We start from the raw sequence: 21909 nt of genomic DNA on the forward strand, positions 1-21909 counted from the left end.
TGATGTTTATCAAAAAAGATTCGTTTCAAGATGTTTTTTTCCATATACTTAAAATACCACAGTAAGAAACACTCTGGTATAGCCAAATTTTTATACTTTCTTATCTTTGAACAAAAGCGCAAGCGCCCGATTAGGACTGGAGCGAGTCAACGGAGATAAAAGAATCATGGTATGCTTGCGAGCCGATAATGACTTATCGTAAGATGATTCGTGAAATCGACCAGTTTGTGGGCGCTGGGGCTGGACGCGGCTCAACTCGCCCATTTTTATCCACATGGGCTAATTTTATAATTCCTAGACTAAAATAAAAACAGCTAAAACCTAATGGCTTAGCTGCTTTCATCAAGCAAGGATTTCCCCATAATCGTTAGACGTTTTGTATTTTTTAACTCGTTTAAAGAAGTAACACCAATTCCAAACATCACCATTTTCAATTCCAATTCGATTTGTTCCATTGTTTGCATTACAGATTCCACTGATTCTGTTGCAGTTTGCAATAATTGCCTAGCAAATCCAATCACATCGGCTCCAATCGTAATTGCTTTTGCTGCGTCTACGCCTGTTTTCATACCACCACTTGCTACGAGTGGTATGTTCGGTAGCTTACTTTTTACGGACACAATACAATCCTTTGTAGGTATTCCCCAGTTATTAAATGCTTCTGCTGCAGCCTTCTTAAGTGAATCTTGAGATCTTAGCTTTTCGACTTGACTCCATGATGTGCCACCAGCTCCAGCTACATCAATGTACGAAATCCCTGCATCGTATAGTCGCTTAGCTACCGTACCATCTATCCCAAATCCTACTTCTTTCGCTCCAACTGGAACGTCTAGACGCTCACATATCTTCTCGATTTTCGGCAATAGTTCATTGAAATTCAGATCCCCTTCATCTTGTACTGCTTCCTGTAAGCTATTTAAATGCAGAACGAGAGAATCCGCCTCCGTCAAATCTACAATTCGTTGTGCTTCTTCGACACCATACCCATAATTTAATTGAACAGCACCTAAATTAGCAATTAATGGAACAGTTGGTGCTTGCTTACGTATTAAAAAAGAATCCTTATGCGAGTCACTTTCCAATAGTGCCCTTGTAGATCCAAGTGCCACCGCCCATCTTTTTTCTTCCGCTGCTAATGCTAAGTTTTGATTAATTTGTGCTGCTAGCTCAGACCCTCCAGTCATTGAACTTACTAAGAATGGGGCCTGCAGTGATTTATGTAAAAACGTAGTAGTTGTCTCGATAGAATCAAAATTAATTTCTGGAAGTGCATTATGTATAAATGAAATTCCCTCTAACCCTGTTGATTTATTGATGCCTTCTACATTTTCGGTTAAACAAAGTCGAATATGCTCTGTCTTTCTACGGTTAATTCCTTCTTCCATTTTATAGACCTCCAATTTTAGACCTCAATCCATATCATAACATACCTTGACCAATTGTTCGTATTGTAATGATCTTTCTTTAATAATTTTGCAGACTCAGCTAATCGCTTATTCTGAGTGGTTAATTCCAAATACGAGGCTCATGAAGAAATGCTTTCTTCCAAAAATATATTGACAGCGATTGCATTACAGTTTACATTAAATTAATAAGTTAATATATGGGTCGGAGATAATGGAGAGACAGCTTTATTCCTCTTTTCTTTTATAGAAGAGGCGTTTAAGCATGTCTTTTTTTTTCGTAATTTACACCCATGCCTATTGGAATCAATTTCATAAGTGCTTATCCGAACAATCTATAAAAAGGGAAGCTTCAACTAGGGGAGGAATATTAGCGATTTTATTCGGGTAAATTTAAAATAACTCGTGATTGAAAGATGCTGATTTCATCGATTGTAACATATGGTGGTGACTCTACAGGAAGAGTGCTCAGATGAGACTTAATTGGCATGAATCGATGAGATGACTCACGGTAAGCGTGTGCCTGTAGATGAAATTTACTGTATTCACTATTCACATTCAAGATCACTCGGATTAGGCTACCATTATAAACTTGACTCATTTAACTTAAATATAAGGAAAGAAGGGAGAACAAATGTTCAAATTTTTAAAGCCTGCACCTCATAAAGAAAGGATGCCAGAAGAAAAAATCGACTCTTCCTATAAAAAGCTTCGGTTGCAAGTATTTTTAGGAATATTTATTGGCTATGCAGGATATTATTTAATTCGTAAAAACTTTTCGCTTGCGATACCTTATTTAACAGAGGAAGGCTTTACCAAAGGGGAATTAGGGATTGCTTTAGCAGCAATTTCCATTGCTTATGGTGTAAGTAAGTTTGTGATGGGGACTGTATCAGATCGCAGTAATGCTAGATATTTCCTCACCATTGGACTCATATTATCAGCTATTATCAACTTACTAATTGGCTTCGTGCCATTCTTTACTTCAACAGTGACTATCATGTTTATAATGCTATTTTTAAATGGATGGGCACAAGGTATGGGGTGGCCACCTTCCGGAAGAATATTAGTACACTGGTTTAGCGTTAGTGAAAGAGGCACGAAAACCTCGATTTGGAATGTAGCACACAACGTTGGTGGCGGGTTAATGGCACCACTAGCGATAGCAGGTGTATCCATTTGCACTACTTATTTTGGTGCTGTGTTTGTCGGCTACGAAGGAATATTTATTCTACCAGCTCTTGTTGCAATCGTGGTTGCTATCATTGCGTTCTTGTTAATGAGAGATACGCCACAATCCGTCGGTTTACCACCGATCGAGGAGTACCGTAATGATTATCAAAGCAAGGATAAAAAAACATACGAAACAGAACTAACTACAAAAGAAATATTGTTTAAATATGTTTTAAATAATAAATGGGTATGGACAATTGCATTAGCAAATGTGTTTGTATACTTTGTGCGCTATGGTGTACTTGACTGGGCACCGACGTATTTAAGTGAAGAAAAATCCTTTAATATGGAAGAATCTAGTTTAGCCTATTTCTTATACGAGTGGGCTGGAATCCCTGGGACATTATTATGTGGATATATTTCCGATAAGGTATTTAAAGGGCGTCGTGGTCCTGCAGGTGTCATCTTCATGGTAGGAGTTCTACTCTCTGTTGTTGTTTATTGGCTTAATCCAGCAGGAAACCCTTTAATTGACAACTTAGCACTTATAGCAATAGGTTTCCTTATATATGGACCGGTTATGCTTATCGGCTTACAAGCATTAGACTTTGTACCAAAGAAAGCTGCCGGAACCGCTGCTGGCCTAACAGGTTTGTTTGGCTATCTTGGTGGTGCTGTAATGGCAAATGCACTTATGGGATTTATTGTACAACATGCAGGCTGGAATGCAGGTTTCCTTTTATTAACTGGTTCTTGCATATTAGCCATTCTATTATTTACGTTAACTTGGAATGTTCGCGGACAAGAAGTAGTTAAGCATTAATAATAAATTATAGGGAGTTCCAAAAGCTATGGAAAATGGCTAAAGGGCTCCCCTTTTTATATATCTAAAGTTCAAATGAAACAATCCTTTGTCAAACGCTAGAACAGGACACCTATAGCTGATTTATTTTACCTAATGTGACCATCCTTGTATCGTGTAAATATAGTGGAACAACAGGAACCTAAAAAAATATAATATCGTGCTAAACGTGAGAACTAGACTTCTTTGGAAATAATGTATAACTAAAGCTAATAACAAAATCAATCAGCAATATTAGTGACCAGAGACGAAAGGTTTCAAATAACGCATTTGTCTGTTCCGGATTATTTATATATAAAATGATACCTCCTAAAAATACACTCCCTATGCACCAAGCTAACAAATGACGATACCAACCAACTCGTTCGCTTTTAGCGAATTCCTTTCCATACTTTTTCTTTTTAGACGGCTTCTCACCATCAGCAAACCGATAGGCAAATTGTTGATCCGCCCATTTGATCATACTATGACCATAGCCTATGCTTACACCAATATAAATAGCAGCAATACCGTGAACTGTTGTGGCAATTGCCCCGTTTTTCAAATCAATTACTGTTGCCATTAACAAGATAAAGTCAACAACTGGAGTAAGGATAAGTAATATAGCCCCAAGCCGTCTCTTTTTAAATACATATCTTGCGATTAAACCAGCTAAAACAAATATCCAAAAACCGATCTCACAAGCAATAATTAACCAACCAATCAAAGAATCCACCTCTTTTTAGTACAATCGTATTAATTAAATTATACGTTACTTATTTAAATAATACAACTGTGTTATAATAATGACATGCCAAAAAAAGTAGATCATGAAAAAAGAAAAATTATAATAGCAGAAGCAACATGGAAAATAATTGTAGAAGAAGGAATAGAGCAAGCAACCGTTCGTAATATCGCTCATGCTGCTGATTTATCAGTAGGCGCTTTAAGGCACTATTTCACAACCCAATCGGAGTTGTTGCTTTATTCCATGCAACTAGTCTCCGATAGAGCTCGAGAAAGAATGGCCAGTCAACAGTACGATGGTCCACCACTACAAGTCATGGAGGAAGTTCTTTTTGAATTTATACCTTTAGATAAAGACAGAAAAATAGAGATGGAGGTATGGTTAAGTTTTTCAGCAAGAAGTCTTGTTGACCCAGATTTAATGCAGTTGAATCAAAAGGTATATCATGACTTACGACGTGTTATTATTGCTGTTATTGATCATCTTATCTCCCTGCAATTCGTACCTGATCAGTTTGCTGCTGAGATTGAAACTGAACGGTTATATGCACTCATTGATGGACTTGCTATTCATCATTTGCTACAACCAGATAGCCTGTCTAAAGAAATGATGACCTCTGTGATCCAACATCATCTAAAGAGTTTATGTAAACAGGAGGTTTTGGATAAATGAGACAAAAAGCTAAAGCGTTCGCAACAAAGGCACATGATGGACAACGAAGAAAGAGTTCCAATGATCCTTATATCACTCATCCCATCCGTGTAGCAGCAAGGTTAGCAGCAGCTGGTTTTCGTGATGAATTAATTAGTGCTGGATATTTACACGATGTGGCGGAAGACACTTCTTATACTATTAAGGATATTAAGGAACAATTTGGTGATTCAATAGCTCACTTGGTTGCAGCCAATACAGAAAATAAATCTCTAAGTTGGCAGGAAAGAAAACAGCATACAATTGACAACTTGAAATCTGCGGAAAAGGAGATAAAATATTTAATTATTGCTGATAAACTAGATAATTTACTAAGCTTAGAACAGGACTTGAGAGGTCAAGGTGCAATTGTTTGGGACCATTTTAACGCTCCTTTCGAAAAGCAAAAATGGTACAATCAGTCATTAGTTGAAGTAATGTACTATGGTTTACGTTCTGAAGAAATCCCCAATTACTTTAGATTATATGAAGAAACTGTTGCTAGAGTGTTTGAAGGAAAATAATAAAGTAGTATTCCATTGTGTTTTTTCCACAGAATTCTTGAGGAAAACATTGCTTTAGTAAGGCTCTTTCTGTCTGTTACATCTGGGATATATTATAATCTTCCGGAAAGAGTGGCAATCAACTATATGCCTTGACTCGCATACAGTACTGTTCTTGATGATTACTCGACTTCCACTTCATTTTTTATAGATAATAAAGCAGCCTCCGATTTCCAATGAGGAATGGAGGCTGTCTTTCTTTTATTTATATCTACGATTTTTATATCTTGTCTTCATATTTTTGGTAAGCTGCTTCCACTTATTTTTTTCTTCGAGTTGTGCTTTTTGATCCTGCTTTCTCTTTTCATAAGCTAACTCACGCTGTAATTTTAGATAGCTCTGGAAACGTGCTTCAGACAATTCACCTGAATTAAGGGCATCCTTCACTCTACAGCCAGGCTCCGTATCATGCTTGCAGTCGGTAAAATAACATGCGGTAACGAAGGCTTCAATATCCTCAAATGCCGTATCAATAGCATGTTCACCTTCCCAAAGCTGCAGCTCACGCATACCAGGTGTATCAATAAGTAATCCACCATTTTTCAATAAAAACATTTCACGATGTGTTGTTGTATGACGACCTTTACTATCATTCTCCCGTATAGCATTTGTAAGTTGAACCTGTTCTTCCAGTAGCACATTTACCAATGTTGATTTTCCTACGCCAGATGAACCTAAAAGCGCTGCAGTTTTACGTGGAGGCAAATAAGACATAAATTCCGTTATACCTTCTCCCGTTATACTGCTCAATGTAACAATCGGAATCCCAATTGCAACCTCTTCAAGCTCAGACATGATCGTAGCTATTTCATCAGCTTTACACATATCTTTTTTCGTAAGCACTATAACTGGTGAAGCTCCACTCTCATAGGCTGAGATAATATATCTTTCCATCCTTCGTACATTAAGATCATCATTTAACGAACCTACGATAAAAATAGTATCCAAATTTGCAGCAACTAACTGCGCTTCTGTCTTATCACCAGCCGCTTGGCGAACAAATTGAGTTTTACGTGGTAATAGTTCCTTTATTACTGCTTTTTTCTCATCAATTAGTTTCTCCACAACCACCCAATCACCAACAGCAGGAAAATCCATTGATGAATTAACCTCATTAAAGAATTTCCCACTAACATGCGCTATATACTCATATCGACCATCAGATATGCGATAGCTATTCCGTTGCACCGTAATAACACGTGCAATTGTATTCAAATTGACAGATGGTGAAGATGATTCCTCCCATCCTAACTTTACCAAATCGTTCACTATGAAAATTCCTCCTATAATGGAGAAAGCACCCTCATTATACCGACCGTTCCTCCATTTTGTTTGATGTGTACGTACATAAATTTCGTTTTACAGTTGCACTCATAAAACATCACTCCTTTCAAAATGGACCTATCGGTGTTAACCTACAATAGTTATACCCTATATTACTTACTTAGTAAAGTTCTTCTGTACAATTCAGCAAAAAGCCAGACGTAAAAAACACGTCTGGCTTCTCTGCCTATCTAATATTCATTTCGCTCGGCTCCGGGCCTTTACGCTCATTTCGATCCAATCCTTCGATCCTTTTCATATCATCAGTCGTTAGTTCAAAATCAAACACGTTAAAATTCTCTTCCATTCTAGATGGTGTAACTGATTTAGGTATTACAATATTATTATATTGCAGATGCCAGCGAAGAATTACCTGAGCAGGTGTTTTACTATAACTACCAGCAATACTAGTAATTACATCATTTTTTAATACTTCGCCACCTTGCATTAATGGACTCCAAGCTTCAAGATATATATTGTGTTTTTCACAGAATTCCTTTACTTCTTTTTGCTGCAAGTATGGGTGACACTCTACTTGATTAACCGCAGGAACAACATCACATTCATCTATTAATCGTTGCAAGTGCTCCACATTAAAGTTACAAACACCAATCGCTTTCACACGACCATCCTTATATAGCTTTTCCAAAGCTTTATATGTTTCCACATAGTCATCATACTCAGGCGTCGGCCAGTGAATAAGGTAAAGATCAACATAATCTAAGCCTAATCGTTCTAAGCTTTTGTCAAATGCCTGTAGCGTATTCTCATAGCCTTGATCCGAATTCCAAACTTTAGTAGTGATAAAAAGGTCTTCACGTGCAACATTACTGTTTGCTAGTGCCTTACCAACACCATTTTCGTTTTCATAAACTTTTGCCGTATCAATAGAGCGGTAACCAATTTCTAGTGCCTTTTCCACTGCAGGGGTCGCTTCTTCATCCGGTACTTGCCAAACACCAAATCCTAATTGTGGCATTTTCAAACCGTTGTTAAGTGTTATATACTGCATCTTTTAACTCCCTTTCATTTTGGAATATTATTCTTATATTATCACAGCTGCTTATTGGATTTAATCAATATGCATTCGTAATGACCATCCTTAATCTCTCCATTTTCTCCGAGCGAACGTGTAATTTCCTTCATATCTCGATAAGCGTTCCTGATCAATTAAATAGGTTACAGGAAAGAGTCTATCTAAAAAGTATCGATCATGTGATACTGCAATAATTGTTCCATCAAATTGTTCTAATGCTTCTTCTAGAACCTCTTTGGATTCAATATCAAGATGATTCGTTGGCTCATCTAAAATAAGCAAATTATGATTCTGGTACACAAGTTCCGCCAAACGTAGACGCATTTTTTCTCCACCACTTAATTGCTTAACCTTACGGAAAACACTCGGACCAAAGAAAAGAAACCTTGCTAAAATCCCCCTCGCTTCTCCCTCTGTAACAGGTACTTGATCACGAAATTCTTCCAGAACAGATCGAGATCCATCCATTTCTAACATATGCTGTGATAAGAAACCAATAGATAAATTGCTTCCTAGTTGGATCGCACCCTGATCTGGTTCATCTTTCCCTAATAACATTCTTAACAGAGTTGATTTCCCAGTTCCGTTTTCACCTATAATAGCAACACGATCTTGAAAGCGAATATGCATATTGGCTGCCGAAAATAATGGTTTACTCGGAAAACGCTTATACACATTATCCAGCAGAATAACATCCTTCCCACTACGTTTTTCCATTTGAAAATCCAAATTAATACGCTTTTTCTCCAAAATCGGACGTTTCAAGACAGTCATTTTCTCTAAAGCTTTTTCCATACTTTTGGCTCGACGATGCAAGCCATCATTTGGTGGATTTGCTTGATTTGCCCACTCTTTTAAACGTTTAATCGTTTCCTTCATCTTCTTTATTTTTTTCTGTTGATCCTGGTATTGCTGGAATTCTTGCAGTAAACGCGTTTCTCTTTCTTTTACATAATCCGTATAATTCGTATGATATTTCAACAGTTCTCCTTGGTCCATCTCTAATATAGTAGTTACTGTTTCATCTAGAAAATAACGGTCATGAGAAACAATGACAACTGTTCCATGGTATTGATTTATAAAATTTGTTAGCCATTCAATCGCAAGGAAATCCAAATGATTCGTCGGCTCATCCAACAGCAGAAGATCTGGCGCTGTTAATAATAGCTGCGCTAAACCAACCTTTGTTCTTTCTCCACCACTTAGGTTCTTCCACTTCTTATTGGCTAAATGCTCCATTTGTAAGCCATTCATTACACGCCTTACTTGAGCATCCATTTCGTAACCACCTTGATCCTGGAATTGCTCTTGAAGCTTTCCGTACTTTTCAATAAGAAGCATTAATTGATCAGCTTCCGTTTCCGAAGACATACTAGCTTCCAATTCAAGCATTTGTGATTTTAGTCGATTAAGCTTTGTAAAAACTTGAAATAACAGTGATTCAACCTCAGCTTCAGCTTCTAAAGATGGGGCTTGCTGTAATAAACCAACGGATAAATTCTTTTTCCATGTAATCGTACCTTCTGCTGGCTCCGACTTCTTTGCCAATAAATCTAGTAAGGTTGTCTTTCCTTCTCCATTCCTTCCAATTAACCCAATTCGTTCTCCTTCTTTAATTTCAACTGTAATATCCTTAAATATAATATTTGCACCTAATATTTGCGTCACTTGCTGTAAACTGCTAATAATCATCTTCTCTTCCTCCGTTTGCCGAAGAGACACTTACTACACATAGAAAGAAGTATTTTTATTAGATTGCTATTCAATTTTTACATCATAAAGAACAATCTTTTAAAAACACCAAAAAAAGACGCAAAGAGTTCTCCCCTTACACGCCTTTTTCACTAGATATATGGAAGCGTTATATTCCACTTCAGAGGAAGCCAACGATTTTCCATACGAATCCGCTTGTAGGTAGATGTCTCTTACTGGTATTTTTCCTAATGTTGTAGTAAAAAAGGGCATACTTATCCCTCAAGCAACATTTCCGGAAAAAATCGCATAACGAAACCAAAGATATTCTTTAATCTTCGTTACACTACCAGTATGATTCATCTAACCCACCTCCTTTTTAATTATGTCTAGTATACTTAAAAATTCAGAAAGGTGTCAATGCTAAACGTCACCTTTTTTTACGATAAAGTTATTTTGCAAAACAGGCCAATTTTGGGGAAATGGAATACCTAATACCCAGTAACTAGCCCCTCTTATATCATAATCTCTTAGTATATCGTATTTTGCTTGGATACTTCTTGCATCCTCAAACCATACTTCATGCTGCTGACCATCTCCATCCGTATAACGGAAGTATGGTGATTGATAGGTATCATTATATTGGATCTCCGCTCCATAAGTTGCAGCTAGTTGGATGGCTTCTTGTGAACTAACTGTTCGAGCTACAGTACCTTCTTGCCACGGAATTCTCCAGTCTCTTCCATACAACGGTATTCCCATCATAATTTTATCACGAGGTATGACTGTAATTGCATAATCTAGTACCTTACGTACCTCATTAATTGGCGCTATCGCTAATGGTCTTCCTCCTGCCCATCCCCATTCATAAGTCATGAGCACAATAAAATCAACAATTTCTCCCTGTGTTTTATAATCATGAGCCTCATAGAGCAATCCTTCTTGATCACTTCTAATTTTGGGAGCAAGAGCCGTAGTAACCAGATATCCATTAGGATGAAGGCGAGCTACAACACGCCGTAAAAAGTTGTTATAGTTCTCTCGATCCTCAGGATAAACATATTCAAAATCAAAATTTACTCCTTGATATCCTTTTTCTTGCATTTCTTCTAATAGAATCGTTATTAACTTCTCTTGTAACTCAGGGCTCCGTAATAATGTTGCTGCTAAATCAGAGTCAAAGTCCCCTTCAACGAAATTTGTTAATACTAAAAGTGGCAGCACATTTGTTGCCTCTGCCGCTTCAAGAATAGGTAAATCGTTTAGCTCGGTAATCGTACCATCTGATCGAATACTATACGTAAATGGTGTTACGTACGTTAGTAGCCTTCCATAGGCCAATATTTCCTGAGCACCTTGTGCTCCCGTTTTTGTAGCATATGCATTTATTTCTTTAACCGGCCTGGATGGTTGAGGAATTTTTAATACTTGACCTGGATAAATAAGCGATGGATTGGTAATTGCATTCATCCTCATTAATTCATTAACTGTAACACCAGTCTGTTGGGCTATTTCCCATAACGAATCTCCAAGCTGTACGATATATGGATAATAAGGTATTTCTAACATCTGTCCTACAAATAACAAATTAGGGTCTGTTATTTGATTGACTGCCGCAATCTCCTGTACAGGTATTTGATATCGTTGGGCTATCATCCACAATGTATCTCCAGACTGCACAACATATTCTCTACGTGGATCTGGAATGACAAGTGCTTGCCCAATCACTAATATATTTGGATTATTCAATTGATTTAATACAGCTATTTGTCGATAATCAGAACCATAACGCTCCGCAATGTTCCATAATGTATCATTTCGTTTAATCACATGAATTTGCATTTGTATATACGCTCCCAATTCAAGTAACTACTATTCATAGAAATTAGCAAGACCCCATGAATATAGTCTCATTGTTTCTATTGACTATCTTATTCATTAGGTGTTTGTCCTGTTATTACAAACTGTGTTTATTTCAAAAAAACTGCTCCGTTTTTACGGAACAGCATCAATTATTAATCCAAAGTATTTCACCATATTGTTCTTGATAATCTATTTTCACATCAAAATAATGTTTACTATAAAAATGCTTCAGCCGATTTACATGATCAAAATCCCGCTGAACAATGTCACCAGTGATGTACTGCTTATTCTCATCTCTAGCTATTTCCTTTAAATGCCTCATTAATACAGAGCCAAATCCCTTGTTCTGTTCCCCTTTTATATCTGAAATATGAAGGGTACTTGTATTTTTATATTCTGCTTGAATAGCTGAATCCCAATTACCTCGAAAAGGCTTGGTACATTCATGGAGCATAATTTGGAAAGAATTTGATTGTTTATCTGCATAAATGATAACCCAATTGTCATCTTGTGTTTGGTCAATACTAATAACGTCAGACTTTTTAGCTATTTCTTTTATACTATTTTGCATGCGAAATAATTGGACTTCTAATGAGTCTAGCTCTTGCTTTAATTCATTTTTATCCTTCTCCACGGTTAAAAAAGCTGAATAGTTCATATATATCACCTGTATTTATAGTTATTTCAATTCAAACCACAATTTCACATTTTACATGATACGCATTAAATGAAGCAAATGTTAAAAAATTTTAAATAGTACTTCATACTCAGTTCTTTTATGTCGATAATGAAAGAAAATGCTTTTCTTAATATAACTGGGGGATATATATGAAGAAAAATAAGGTCAAAAAAATAAAACCTAAAGTAAAACAAAAGAAAGAAAAGACAATTAAACAAAAGAACAAAAGCCCTATTAATTGGAAAAATGTAAAAATAGGTCAAAAGTATGTAGCTATTTTTCTTATAACAGCGGCTCTGTTTATCGCTGCAACCACGATCGTTTATGTACAATTAACGAAAGGACAAAAGAATATGGATCAAATCAGCGAGCAAAGTATACGTGTGAACGAGATGACTCAGCTATCTTCTCTGATCCAAGGAAAAGATGTACAAATTGCGGACTATTTACTTTCCGAGGATTATAAATATGTAAACATGTTCAAAGAATACCAAGCGGAATTTGATGCACTTGTTAAGAAAATTAAACCCACGATGAAAACAAACAAGCAAAAAGAAATATTTAAAAAGATTGTAGAAAATGATGCTAGTATAAATGATACGTTTTTTAATGAGATGGTTGCTTCCGTACAAAGTGGAGAAGATACGATGGCAAATTCATTACGCTCTTATTCAACAAGACTACGAACAGAAACAATCCAGCTCGTTAATGATTTAAGCAAGATCGTTCGCCAAGAACAAGAAACATCTGTGAATCAAGCTTCAGAAACAATGAATTATAGTACAATAGTATTAATGATAGCCAATTTAACAGCTATTATCGTTGGAATTTTACTTATGATTCTAATTAGTAAGAAGACATCCCTCCATTTGAGCAACGTTGTAAAAATTACTTCAGAAGTAGCAAATGGAAACCTCCAAGCCACATCGATGAATTATCAAGGAAAAGACGAGATCGGGCAACTTGCACAGTCAGTTAATCAAATGAAGGACAATATTAAAGGGATCCTTTTCAAAGTTCAAAACGCTTCCAATTCTGTCTCATCTCGCAGTGAGGAATTGACTCAATCAGCTAACGAGGTAAGAGAAGGAAGTAATCAAATTGCATCCACAATGGAAGAACTGTCCTCAGGTGCGGAGACACAGGCAACAAGTGCAGGCGATTTATCGGAAAATATGAATGATTTTGTACGAAAAGTTCAATCATCAGAAGCAAATGGTCAAGAAGTGATGCAAAGCTCTCAGAAAGTTCAACAGTTAACTTCTGAAGGTACAGAACTGATGAAACAATCCGTATCACAAATGAAGCAAATAGACTCGATTGTTGCGGAAGCAGTAGAAAAAGTCCAAGGGCTCGATCATCAGTCAAACGAGATTTCCAAGCTAGTTCTTGTTATTAAAGATATTGCAGATCAAACGAACTTGCTATCCTTAAACGCTGCCATAGAAGCAGCTAGAGCTGGTGAACACGGAAAAGGATTCGCAGTTGTAGCTGATGAGGTACGTAGGCTATCCGAGCAAGTTGCATCATCAGTTGGAGAAATAACTACGATTGTTCAAAATATCCAATCAGAAACCACCCAAGTGGTTGGGTCATTAAATAGTGGCTATCATGAAGTAAAAGAAGGAACTGCACAAATTGAAACTACTGGTAAGAACTTTACTACCATCAATCATGCAGTGAGAGATATGACAAATAAGATAAATACAATTTCTGAAAATTTAAAGGAAATTGCAGCAAATAGCGTAGATATGAATCAGCTAATTGAAGAGATTGCCTCTGTCTCCGAAGAATCTGCTGCTGGCGTGGAACAGGCTGCCGCATCCGCCCAACAAACATCTAGTTCTATGGAAGAAGTATCTTCTAATGCAAATGAGCTAGCAGAACTAGCTGAAAAATTAAATGAAGAAATAAATACGTTTAAACTATAAAGTTTGACTAGCAATCAGTGGGATTTTACTGCCAATTATATGCGGGATAGACAAGGATAAGCTAAGAAACACTCTGGTATAGCCAAATTTTTATACTTTCTTATCTTTTAAGAAAAACTGAGCAAAATTCGCTCATTCCTTATCACTAAATGCTCAGATTTACGCTTCCTCTAGTAGCTATTATGGAATAATAGCTACTGCTTGACCACCACTCCGGCTGCCCACTTCCCTTTCCGTGGGGTTTGTCCTTCAGCTAACTTTGCAACGTGTTCTTCTTTGCAAAGTTAGTTGAGGCCGTGCCCGCGGAAAGCGAAGTAATTAGTCGGAGCATTGCCAATATACATCAAACATTTCAAAATAACTACTTGGCTTAACGCAGTCATTGCACTGATTTTATACTTTCTTAACTTAGAACAAAGCGCAAGCGCCCGATTAGAAACATAGCGACTAGAGCGAGAGAAAGGAATCACGGTGAGCTTGCGAGCCGATGATGACTTAGCTTAGGGCGATTCGTGAAGTCGCCTAGTTTCTGGGTGCTGGAACTGGACACGGCTCAACACGCTAAAACTATAAAAAATCGCTTCAGTAAAGGTTGAAGCGATTTTTTGTTGCATTTTATTTACTTCCCTTGATAAAGAAAGCAATCCTTCGTATGATCATTTACCATCCCAGTTGCTTGCATGAAGGCATAACAAATAGTTGGACCTACAAAGCTGAAGCCACGACGTTTTAAGTCTTTACTCATTTGTTCCGATTCCCTCGTAGTAGCAGGAACATCTTTATGTTCTTTCCAGTTATTTATTAAAGGCTCACCTTGAACAAATGACCAAATATAGTTACTAAAACTTCCAAACTCTTTTTGCACTTCAAGAAAAGCTTGGGCATTTGTTACAACCGAATTAACTTTTCGCTTATTCCTAATAATGCCTTCATTCTCTATTAAATCATTTATTTTCGATTCATTATACGCACTTACTTTGACAGGATCAAACTCATCGAATGCTGCCAAGTAATTTTCACGCCTTTTTAATATAGTTATCCAACTTAAGCCAGCCTGTGCCCCCTCTAAACTAAGCATCTCAAATAATTTTTTATCATCATATACTGGCTTGCCCCATTCATTATCATGATAGTGGATATATATATCATCATCGGTTACCCATTCACAACGACATTTGTTCATGATTCTTCTCCTATCGCAACTTCATTTTTTTCATATGATATCCAATCACTGAAGCTTCCTGGATACAATTTTACATTTTTATAACCAAGCGATTTCAAGGCAAGTATGTTTGGACAAGCGGATACTCCCGACCCACAAGAAACTATTACTTCTTCGTCCTTTGCTATATTGGCAAATTGCTTTTCTAAGCTTTCTTTATTTTTCCATTTTCCATCTGCCGAAAGCACATCCTTCCAAAAATAGTTCTCTGCTCCAGGAATATGCCCTGCTCTTGCATAGAGAGGTTCACTATCACCTAAATAACGATCTTTAGAACGTGAGTCGATAAGCACGGCTGATTTACTCATCACTTTTTCTTTCACCGTTTCCATATCAACTGTTTGGTCAGATCGAATGTTAGGGATAAACTGTTTTTCCGTTAACTGAGGGATAACATCTGTCGTCTCATTTCCTTCTTCCTTCCATCGCTCATAACCACCATCTAACACATACACTTTTTCATGTCCCAAATAATGAAATAACCACCATGCTCTAGCAGCAAACATATCATTTTTCTGATCATAAATAATAACTGTCGTCGTATGATCGATACCAATTTTCCCAATTTTAGCTGACAACATCTCAACATCTGGCAGCGGATGATTTCCACCATGCTTTTGTTTTTTTCCAGATAGATCCTTCTCCAAATCCATATACACTGCTTCAGGAATATGATCAGTTAAGTAAGCTTTTCTACCTGCATCCGAATTCATTAGATCAAAACGTGTGTCAATAATTACGGTATTATCCTGACTATTATTCAAACGATGTTTCAAACGCTGGATACTGATTACATAAGACAACTCTAGACCCTCCATTCTGAAATAAGATGTATTTTAATTGTAAGCATAGAATAAAGTGAAACTTCCATCCGTTTTTACTAAAACAAATGCGTACAAAGGCTTCATTCGCCACGTCCTGTGGCAACGCCTTTGTGACCTACTTCCATGTAGGCCCGAACCAATCGGACATTTACTGGCAGTTGAGCCCCACTTATCCTATATTAGCTTCACCTTATTACTTAAAGTGGGAGCTTACTGCCAGTTATATGCGGGATAAATTACCACGTATTATTTTTATTTTAAACGATCTTACTTTGTATTCCTACCCATTATTTCCGTAAAGCAACTATCGTCCATATCCCTTTCTAACGGTGATATACTCTCCTTTAGCACATAATCAAAAAAGTTTTTATTTAGAAAAAATTAATGAATAAGCTATAATAATAAGAACACTAATTAGAAACAACCATATTTCGACATTAGCTTTGGTTATCTTGTTAAATAGGAGATGAAAATTCGAGATGAAGGAAGAGTTAATACAACGTTTTACAACCTATGTAAAAATGGATACACAATCTAAAGCGGGGACGGGTCAAACACCTTCTACTCCAGGACAGTTGGTACTTGCAAAACAATTAGTCGAAGAGCTTAGACAGATCGGAATGGTTGACGTAATGGTTGATGATTTCGGATATGTAATGGCTACATTACCAGCAAACACTGATAAAGATATTCCTACGATTGGCTTCCTAGCACATATAGATACTGCTACTGACTTCACTGGAAAAAATGTGAACCCACAAGTAATTGAATCCTTTGATGGTAAAGACATTTTATTAAATCCAGAACTAGATATTGTATTATCTGCAAAAGATTTCCCTGAGCTTCCTAACTACAAGGGACATACTATCATTACGACAGACGGTACTACGTTATTAGGTGCTGATAATAAAGCAGGAATTGCAGAAATTATGACTGCGATGGATTATCTGATTCAACATCCTGAAATCAAACACGGTAGAATCCGTGTAGGGTTTACTCCTGATGAAGAGATTGGCAAGGGACCAGAAAAATTCGATGTTGAACGATTTGACGCAACCTATGCCTATACGATAGATGGTGGTCCTTTAGGCGAATTACAATATGAAAGCTTTCATGCTGCTGAAGCACGAATTACCTTCAAAGGCAATAGTGTTCATCCAGGAACAGCTAAAGATAAAATGAAAAACGCCGGAAAAATGGCCGCTGAATTTATAAGTAAGTTCCCAGAGGCAGAGGCACCTGAACACACCGAAAACTATGAAGGCTTCTTTCATCTCATTGCAGTCAATGGTGATGTTGAAGCAGCAGAAGTAACTTATATTATACGAGATTTTGATAAAGAAAAATTTCAACAAAGAAAAGATATGGTCAGAACGTTCACGAAGGAAATGAAGAAAAAATATGGTCAAGCATGCATTACTATAGAGATGGAAGACCAATATTATAATATGCGAGAAAAAATTGAACCTGTCAAAGAGATTGTTGATATTGCCTACCAGGCAATGGAAAACCTTAACATTAAACCAATTGTGGAACCAATCCGTGGAGGTACCGATGGATCTCAGCTATCCTACATGGGTTTACCTACACCAAATATCTTTACTGGAGGAGAGAATTTCCATGGGAAATTTGAATATGTTTCAGTGGATAATATGGTTCAATCAACAAAAACGATTATTGAAATCTGTAAACTTTTCGAACAACGTTAAACGATAGCGATAATTAGCCAGGTCCATTACATGGTAACTGGCTTTTTTTATAGTCTAGGAAATTATAAAATTAGCCCATGCTTCCTTTATCTCCGTTGACAGTCGCTACGTTTCTAATCGGGTGCTTACGCTTTTGGTCTTGATATTTTCAATAAAAATCCCGCACCTAATGCAATAAGTAAGCAGCACGACAGTATAAGGAATGTAAGTATATATCCGCCTATCTCTAATAACTTTAGTGAAATGATGGGACCTAGCGAAGCACCTACAAATAGGATAAATGCATACATCGAAGAAGCAGCTGCACGTTCCTTCCCACCAAGGTTCCCGATAATCATCATAATTATAGGGAAGGTAAAAGATATTCCAGCAACATACCAGATACTTGTTAATATAGTTACTATCAAATGGTTACTAAGAGACAACAACAGTAATCCCGAGCTGGCCATTGCTAAGCTACAGCGTAACATAGCTAGTTCCCCAATAATTTTTACAGCCTTAACAGCAAATGGAGAGCATAGCATACCAATCACACCAAGTACCCGCACATAAAATACCTCCTGAGTAGTGAGATGATAAGGAGAGGACCGTAAATAGTCTCCTAATACGGTATACATACCCAGAAATGTTAGTAGCAGCATAATTGTTATCAAGTAACAATATAATAATTGCTTCCGCCTAAAAATACGTGATAGCTGCTTGATATATTTCTTCATCATACCGTCTTTTTTGGATGGAGACGTTGCAGGCAGTAACCAAGCTACCAGTATTGCACTTAGACCATAAATACAAGCAAAAAAATAGAATACAGCATGCCAATCAAGCGTTTGATTAATAACATCAGATAACGATTGTCCAATAATTCCAGCTAGTACATATCCAAAACTAATATAACCAATAACCATTATCCGTTTGCTTGGTGGAAAAACTTCAAATACATAAGAAAGTGCTGTTGGCGCAAACGTAGCTGCAAAGAATCCCTGTAAAGCTCTAAGAACTAAGAGTGTTTGAAAATTATCGCTATAACCAATCGATACTGTACATATTGTAAGCATAACTAAACCAAAGACAATCATTTGTTTTTCACCAATTCGATTCGTAAAAGGTGTAAAAAACAAGAAGCCGATTGCATAAAACATAGAAAAACTACTACTTATCCACGCTGCCTCACTTAATAAAATATGAAAATACATGGAAAATGTATGCGATAGTGGGGTACTGACATACACACTAGAAACGACGATCAGTGCACACCAAAATAAGATCATGGTATATAAATAATATCTTGTTGCTGCTGAAACAAGTAGATCTTTCATGATAGTACACTCGCTTTCCTCTTCACCTCATGTATTTATATGAAAGTCTGTTGTAAATTGTGCCTATCTGCATTCTATGAATATATTATCATTTGTATTGGCGAATTCTTATCATTTATGAGAAAATATAGGTTAGTTAAATTGCAAAGTTGTACAATATGAAAATGGAATAATTCCTTTCGTACCATCGGTATAAAAAGCGTTATTGTAATTAATCTATAGACCATCCTTATGAGACAACCTCAAGGCTATTGCCTTGTTTTAGAACAAGCAGTAAACTATCATGCAGGGAGAGAAAAGCATCATGAAACGAAAGACATTTATAATTATTAGTGCACTGCTAATTATATCGTTAGTAATTACAGCATGTACTAATGATGACAAAGAGAAATCAAATGAAGAAGATACAGCGACACAGGCTAAGGAGCAACCGAAGAAATCCGATAGTGGAACTTTACAGGTTCCAAAAACTGAAATGCAAAAGAAAGACAGCGGTGAGTCTGTTAAAGCTTTACAAAAAGTCTTAAGTGCCATCGGCTATGATATTAAAAATACTGGAAAATTTGATGAATCTACGATATGGGCAATTACAGATATCCAATTACAGCATGAATCATTACCTATAACTGGTATTTATTCAGAGGATACAGCTGAAGTTGTTCATTCGCTTCTGCAAGATTCGAAGGAATATGTTCCGGGAGAAGGGTTGCCATTTAAAGCAGAGCCTGCAGCAACAAAGCATGGTTCAGAAATATTAGCTAATCCTTATGAACAACTGGCATTAGTAAATAAAGAACATGCCCTCCCCGAAGATTATATACCTGAAGATCTCGTGATTCCGGATGTTCGATTCCCATTTACAGAAGACCTACCCAAGAAGCAGATGCGTGAAATTGCTGCATCTTCTTTAGAGAAGCTATTCCACGCCGCTGATAAAGCAGGACTTGATTTATTTGCCCAATCAGGATATCGTTCCTATGATAGACAAGTGTCGATTTTTACAGCAAATGTGAATGAACATGGTGAAGAAGCTGCTAATAATTTCAGTGCTCGTCCTGGTGAAAGTGAACATCAAACTGGTTTAACAATGGATGTAACAAGTCCTGATGTAAACTATCAATTGATCATCGAATTCGGAGAAACAGATGAAGGCAAGTGGCTAAAAGAACATGCTGCTCACTTTGGGTTTATTATTCGTTATCCAGAAGGTAAAGAAGCAATAACCCACTACCAATACGAGCCATGGCACATTCGTTATGTAGGCAAAAAAGCAGCCGAAGACATAATGAATAATGACTTAACTTTAGAGGAATATTTATCGAATTAATCAAGGTTGCAGGGGAAGGAAGGACTCCCAAGGAAGGGTTGCACGAAGATTGTAATGAGGAATTAAAGAGAAAATCAGACAATTTCTTTTGTCTGGTTTTTATTTACATATTCATCTATTTGCATATCTAAAACACGGATACGTTCTAATGCAACGTGGTCCTCTATCACCTTATAGTGATGATTACCACCAATTTCTTCATCTGCTTCATCAGCCATGTTCACTACTTGCTGTAGTGGTTTTAATTGCAACTCCCCTTTAGGAAGATACGAATCCGTATGAAGTAATATAGCTACAGCAATCTCTTTTGCTGCTTGGCGATCTTCTCCAATTCGAATTAAAAGCTTATGCGCACGACTTGCACCTTTGATAGCATGAATATCATTTTCTTTATAAAGCTCATAATCCCATTTCCCCTCACGATACCACGTGTAATGACCAATATCATGTAGTAAAGCCGCTTTTGTTGCGTGATCAGGATTCACATCATGTTTTTTAGCAAGCATAAATGCATATTCCGCTACGGAAATAGCATGAGCGATACCTGATCGTTTTAAATATCTTTGTGTTACGGGGTGTGTAAATACATCTTCTAATGTGACATTTCTCATTAGATCATTCTCCTTTCTAAATTTATTTGAATCTATCCCCACCTTTTATAAATAAGCATGCAGGATAAATTTTATTGAATATAGCATAAATTACCTACACTTTGCAATAGATATTTCCCTTTTTTTCAATTCTTAAACATATCTTAACACCTGCTTCACCCGGTCTTTACGATTTTCAGCCTTTTTCATTATTTGCCTATCAAAGCTTGTTAAGCCACCTATACATTGAAACTTCAATCAGTGGGGGTCTTGCTTCCTGTTATATGTGGGATAAAATGAACTGTCGACTTAAACCAGTTACAGCAACAGCGTTAGCTCGCACAACGAGCAGGTTTTACTCCTGAGGAAGCTGAAATGTTTCCATAGAAAGCAAATATCCTTTTCTTCTAGAAGAAAGATTCGTTTCTCTCTCCGAGCTGATGTTGCCATGTTCGATTTAGAATGGTTTTACAATCATCAGGACAATGATTAGTAGAAAAAAGATATTTTCGATTCTTTCAAAGAAAAATAACTTTCTCGATAGCTCTTGATACACAGGAGGTATAGCTACACCCACATATGTATCCAGCAATGCTTTAATTGGTTTAGAGCAAGGAGATAATACAAGCGGTCCAAATGCTAATCCAACTATAAAAAGAACAAGGCTCAACACATACCAGCTTTGCGAAAATAAATATGGCCTAATTACTCCCATTATGAGGCCTGTTGTTAACAAAAGCGTACCGCCTATCATCACGAACCGATGCAACATACTTCTAATTTCATAGGCATGGCGTAGCTCTTCCATGGTCTTTGCCCTTGAAACAACCGATATCATTAGAAAAACTGAGTAAAATTCGCTCAGTCCTTATCACTAAATGCTCAGATTTACGCTTCCTCTAGTAGCTATTATGGAATAATAGCTACTGCTTGCTTGACCACCACTCCGGCTGCCCACTTCCCTTTCCGTGGGGTTTGT

At 36.9% G+C, this 21909-nt stretch carries 18 protein-coding genes; 6 read left to right on the forward strand and 12 right to left on the reverse strand.

Translation table 11 applies throughout. The annotated features are described in order from the left end of the window. Positions 1–329: 329 nt before the first annotated feature. On the reverse strand, positions 330–1385 hold the full coding sequence (gene fni, locus RVS70_RS18705) for a type 2 isopentenyl-diphosphate Delta-isomerase (protein ID WP_026680701.1): 1056 nt from the start codon (positions 1383–1385) through the stop codon (positions 330–332). A gap of 652 nt (positions 1386–2037) precedes the next feature. Between fni and glpT the strand changes: the two genes are divergently transcribed. Next, positions 2038–3399, forward strand: coding sequence for a glycerol-3-phosphate transporter (glpT, locus tag RVS70_RS18710; protein WP_026680700.1), 1362 nt, complete (start codon positions 2038–2040; stop codon positions 3397–3399). Between the two features lie 202 nt (positions 3400–3601). Here glpT and RVS70_RS18715 read toward each other — a convergent pair whose 3' ends face one another. Continuing rightward, positions 3602–4144 (reverse strand): hypothetical protein, encoded by a 543-nt coding sequence (locus tag RVS70_RS18715; RefSeq protein WP_026680699.1) that lies wholly within the window; start codon positions 4142–4144, stop codon positions 3602–3604. Between the two features lie 84 nt (positions 4145–4228). Between RVS70_RS18715 and RVS70_RS18720 the strand changes: the two genes are divergently transcribed. Both RVS70_RS18720 and RVS70_RS18725 read left to right on the forward strand, forming a co-directional pair. Continuing rightward, the gene (locus RVS70_RS18720) at positions 4229–4837 is read left to right on the forward strand and encodes a TetR/AcrR family transcriptional regulator (protein WP_321134377.1); all 609 of its coding nucleotides are present in this window, start codon (positions 4229–4231) and stop codon (positions 4835–4837) included. Continuing rightward, positions 4834–5379 carry an HD domain-containing protein gene (locus RVS70_RS18725; RefSeq protein WP_026680697.1) on the forward strand — a complete coding sequence of 182 codons (546 nt, stop codon included), beginning with the start codon at positions 4834–4836 and terminating at the stop codon, positions 5377–5379. The genes RVS70_RS18720 and RVS70_RS18725 overlap by 4 nt, the downstream gene beginning before the upstream one ends. A gap of 240 nt (positions 5380–5619) precedes the next feature. On the opposite strand, the gene rsgA is transcribed toward RVS70_RS18725, so the two are convergent. The 5 genes from rsgA to RVS70_RS18750 all read right to left on the reverse strand — a co-directional run bounded on the left by rsgA (position 5620) and on the right by RVS70_RS18750 (position 11990). Continuing rightward, entirely contained in the window at positions 5620–6687 is a 1068-nt protein-coding gene (rsgA, locus tag RVS70_RS18730) for a ribosome small subunit-dependent GTPase A (protein ID WP_121604483.1), read from the reverse strand. 241 nt (positions 6688–6928) lie between these two features. Further along, positions 6929–7753 carry an aldo/keto reductase gene (locus RVS70_RS18735; protein ID WP_026680695.1) on the reverse strand — a complete coding sequence of 275 codons (825 nt, stop codon included), beginning with the start codon at positions 7751–7753 and terminating at the stop codon, positions 6929–6931. A 90-nt stretch (positions 7754–7843) separates the two neighbouring features. After that, positions 7844–9469, reverse strand: coding sequence for a ribosomal protection-like ABC-F family protein (gene abc-f, locus RVS70_RS18740; RefSeq protein ID WP_205389531.1), 1626 nt, complete (start codon positions 9467–9469; stop codon positions 7844–7846). Between the two features lie 423 nt (positions 9470–9892). Continuing rightward, positions 9893–11311 (reverse strand): LysM peptidoglycan-binding domain-containing protein, encoded by a 1419-nt coding sequence (locus RVS70_RS18745; protein WP_121604481.1) that lies wholly within the window; start codon positions 11309–11311, stop codon positions 9893–9895. 166 nt (positions 11312–11477) lie between these two features. Beyond that, entirely contained in the window at positions 11478–11990 is a 513-nt protein-coding gene (locus tag RVS70_RS18750; protein WP_121604480.1) for a GNAT family N-acetyltransferase, read from the reverse strand. 170 nt (positions 11991–12160) lie between these two features. Between RVS70_RS18750 and RVS70_RS18755 the strand changes: the two genes are divergently transcribed. Beyond that, complete coding sequence (locus RVS70_RS18755) at positions 12161–13942, forward strand: methyl-accepting chemotaxis protein (RefSeq protein ID WP_166530530.1); 1782 nt, start codon at positions 12161–12163, stop codon at positions 13940–13942. Positions 13943–14561: 619 nt separating this feature from the next. Here the strand turns inward: RVS70_RS18755 and RVS70_RS18760 are convergent. Together RVS70_RS18760 and RVS70_RS18765 are read right to left on the reverse strand one after the other, a co-directional pair. Next, positions 14562–15125 carry a DNA-3-methyladenine glycosylase I gene (locus tag RVS70_RS18760; RefSeq protein WP_026682410.1) on the reverse strand — a complete coding sequence of 188 codons (564 nt, stop codon included), beginning with the start codon at positions 15123–15125 and terminating at the stop codon, positions 14562–14564. Next, positions 15122–15967: a sulfurtransferase gene (locus RVS70_RS18765; protein WP_026682409.1), complete on the reverse strand. Its 846-nt coding sequence runs from the start codon at positions 15965–15967 to the stop codon at positions 15122–15124. Before RVS70_RS18765 ends, RVS70_RS18760 begins: the two co-directional genes overlap by 4 nt. A 500-nt stretch (positions 15968–16467) precedes the next feature. Here RVS70_RS18765 and pepT point away from each other — a divergent pair, with 500 nt between their 5' ends. Beyond that, positions 16468–17697 (forward strand): peptidase T, encoded by a 1230-nt coding sequence (gene pepT / locus RVS70_RS18770; protein ID WP_026682408.1) that lies wholly within the window; start codon positions 16468–16470, stop codon positions 17695–17697. A 125-nt stretch (positions 17698–17822) separates the two neighbouring features. Here the strand turns inward: pepT and RVS70_RS18775 are convergent, their stop codons facing one another. Next, complete coding sequence (locus RVS70_RS18775; RefSeq protein ID WP_205389529.1) at positions 17823–19013, reverse strand: MFS transporter; 1191 nt, start codon at positions 19011–19013, stop codon at positions 17823–17825. Between the two features lie 304 nt (positions 19014–19317). On the opposite strand from RVS70_RS18775, the gene RVS70_RS18780 reads away from it, so the two are divergent. Beyond that, positions 19318–20340 (forward strand): D-alanyl-D-alanine carboxypeptidase family protein, encoded by a 1023-nt coding sequence (locus tag RVS70_RS18780; RefSeq protein WP_121604474.1) that lies wholly within the window; start codon positions 19318–19320, stop codon positions 20338–20340. Positions 20341–20414: 74 nt separating this feature from the next. On the opposite strand, the gene RVS70_RS18785 is transcribed toward RVS70_RS18780, so the two are convergent. Together RVS70_RS18785 and RVS70_RS18790 are read right to left on the reverse strand one after the other, a co-directional pair. Continuing rightward, the gene (locus RVS70_RS18785; RefSeq protein WP_026682405.1) at positions 20415–20951 is read right to left on the reverse strand and encodes an HD domain-containing protein; all 537 of its coding nucleotides are present in this window, start codon (positions 20949–20951) and stop codon (positions 20415–20417) included. A gap of 436 nt (positions 20952–21387) precedes the next feature. After that, on the reverse strand, positions 21388–21768 hold the full coding sequence (locus RVS70_RS18790; protein ID WP_321134405.1) for a DUF2269 family protein: 381 nt from the start codon (positions 21766–21768) through the stop codon (positions 21388–21390). Positions 21769–21909: the final 141 nt, after the last annotated feature.

It is taken from the genome of Virgibacillus sp. M23, assembly GCF_034190895.1.
Lineage (GTDB): Bacteria > Bacillota > Bacilli > Bacillales > Amphibacillaceae > Virgibacillus > Virgibacillus salarius.

Coding starts and splice junctions, on each gene's coding strand:
- RVS70_RS18790 (WP_321134405.1), bottom strand. CDS start 21,768: ATGATATCGGTTGTTTCAAGGGCAAAGACCATGGAAGAGCTACGCCAT.
- RVS70_RS18775 (WP_205389529.1), bottom strand. CDS start 19,013: ATGAAAGATCTACTTGTTTCAGCAGCAACAAGATATTATTTATATACC.
- RVS70_RS18785 (WP_026682405.1), bottom strand. CDS start 20,951: ATGAGAAATGTCACATTAGAAGATGTATTTACACACCCCGTAACACAA.
- RVS70_RS18735 (WP_026680695.1), bottom strand. CDS start 7,753: ATGCAGTATATAACACTTAACAACGGTTTGAAAATGCCACAATTAGGA.
- RVS70_RS18725 (WP_026680697.1), top strand. CDS start 4,834: ATGAGACAAAAAGCTAAAGCGTTCGCAACAAAGGCACATGATGGACAA.
- RVS70_RS18745 (WP_121604481.1), bottom strand. CDS start 11,311: ATGCAAATTCATGTGATTAAACGAAATGATACATTATGGAACATTGCG.
- RVS70_RS18720 (WP_321134377.1), top strand. CDS start 4,229: ATGCCAAAAAAAGTAGATCATGAAAAAAGAAAAATTATAATAGCAGAA.
- fni (WP_026680701.1), bottom strand. CDS start 1,385: ATGGAAGAAGGAATTAACCGTAGAAAGACAGAGCATATTCGACTTTGT.
- RVS70_RS18780 (WP_121604474.1), top strand. CDS start 19,318: ATGAAACGAAAGACATTTATAATTATTAGTGCACTGCTAATTATATCG.
- glpT (WP_026680700.1), top strand. CDS start 2,038: ATGTTCAAATTTTTAAAGCCTGCACCTCATAAAGAAAGGATGCCAGAA.
- pepT (WP_026682408.1), top strand. CDS start 16,468: ATGAAGGAAGAGTTAATACAACGTTTTACAACCTATGTAAAAATGGAT.
- RVS70_RS18750 (WP_121604480.1), bottom strand. CDS start 11,990: ATGAACTATTCAGCTTTTTTAACCGTGGAGAAGGATAAAAATGAATTA.
- RVS70_RS18755 (WP_166530530.1), top strand. CDS start 12,161: ATGAAGAAAAATAAGGTCAAAAAAATAAAACCTAAAGTAAAACAAAAG.
- RVS70_RS18760 (WP_026682410.1), bottom strand. CDS start 15,125: ATGAACAAATGTCGTTGTGAATGGGTAACCGATGATGATATATATATC.
- abc-f (WP_205389531.1), bottom strand. CDS start 9,469: ATGATTATTAGCAGTTTACAGCAAGTGACGCAAATATTAGGTGCAAAT.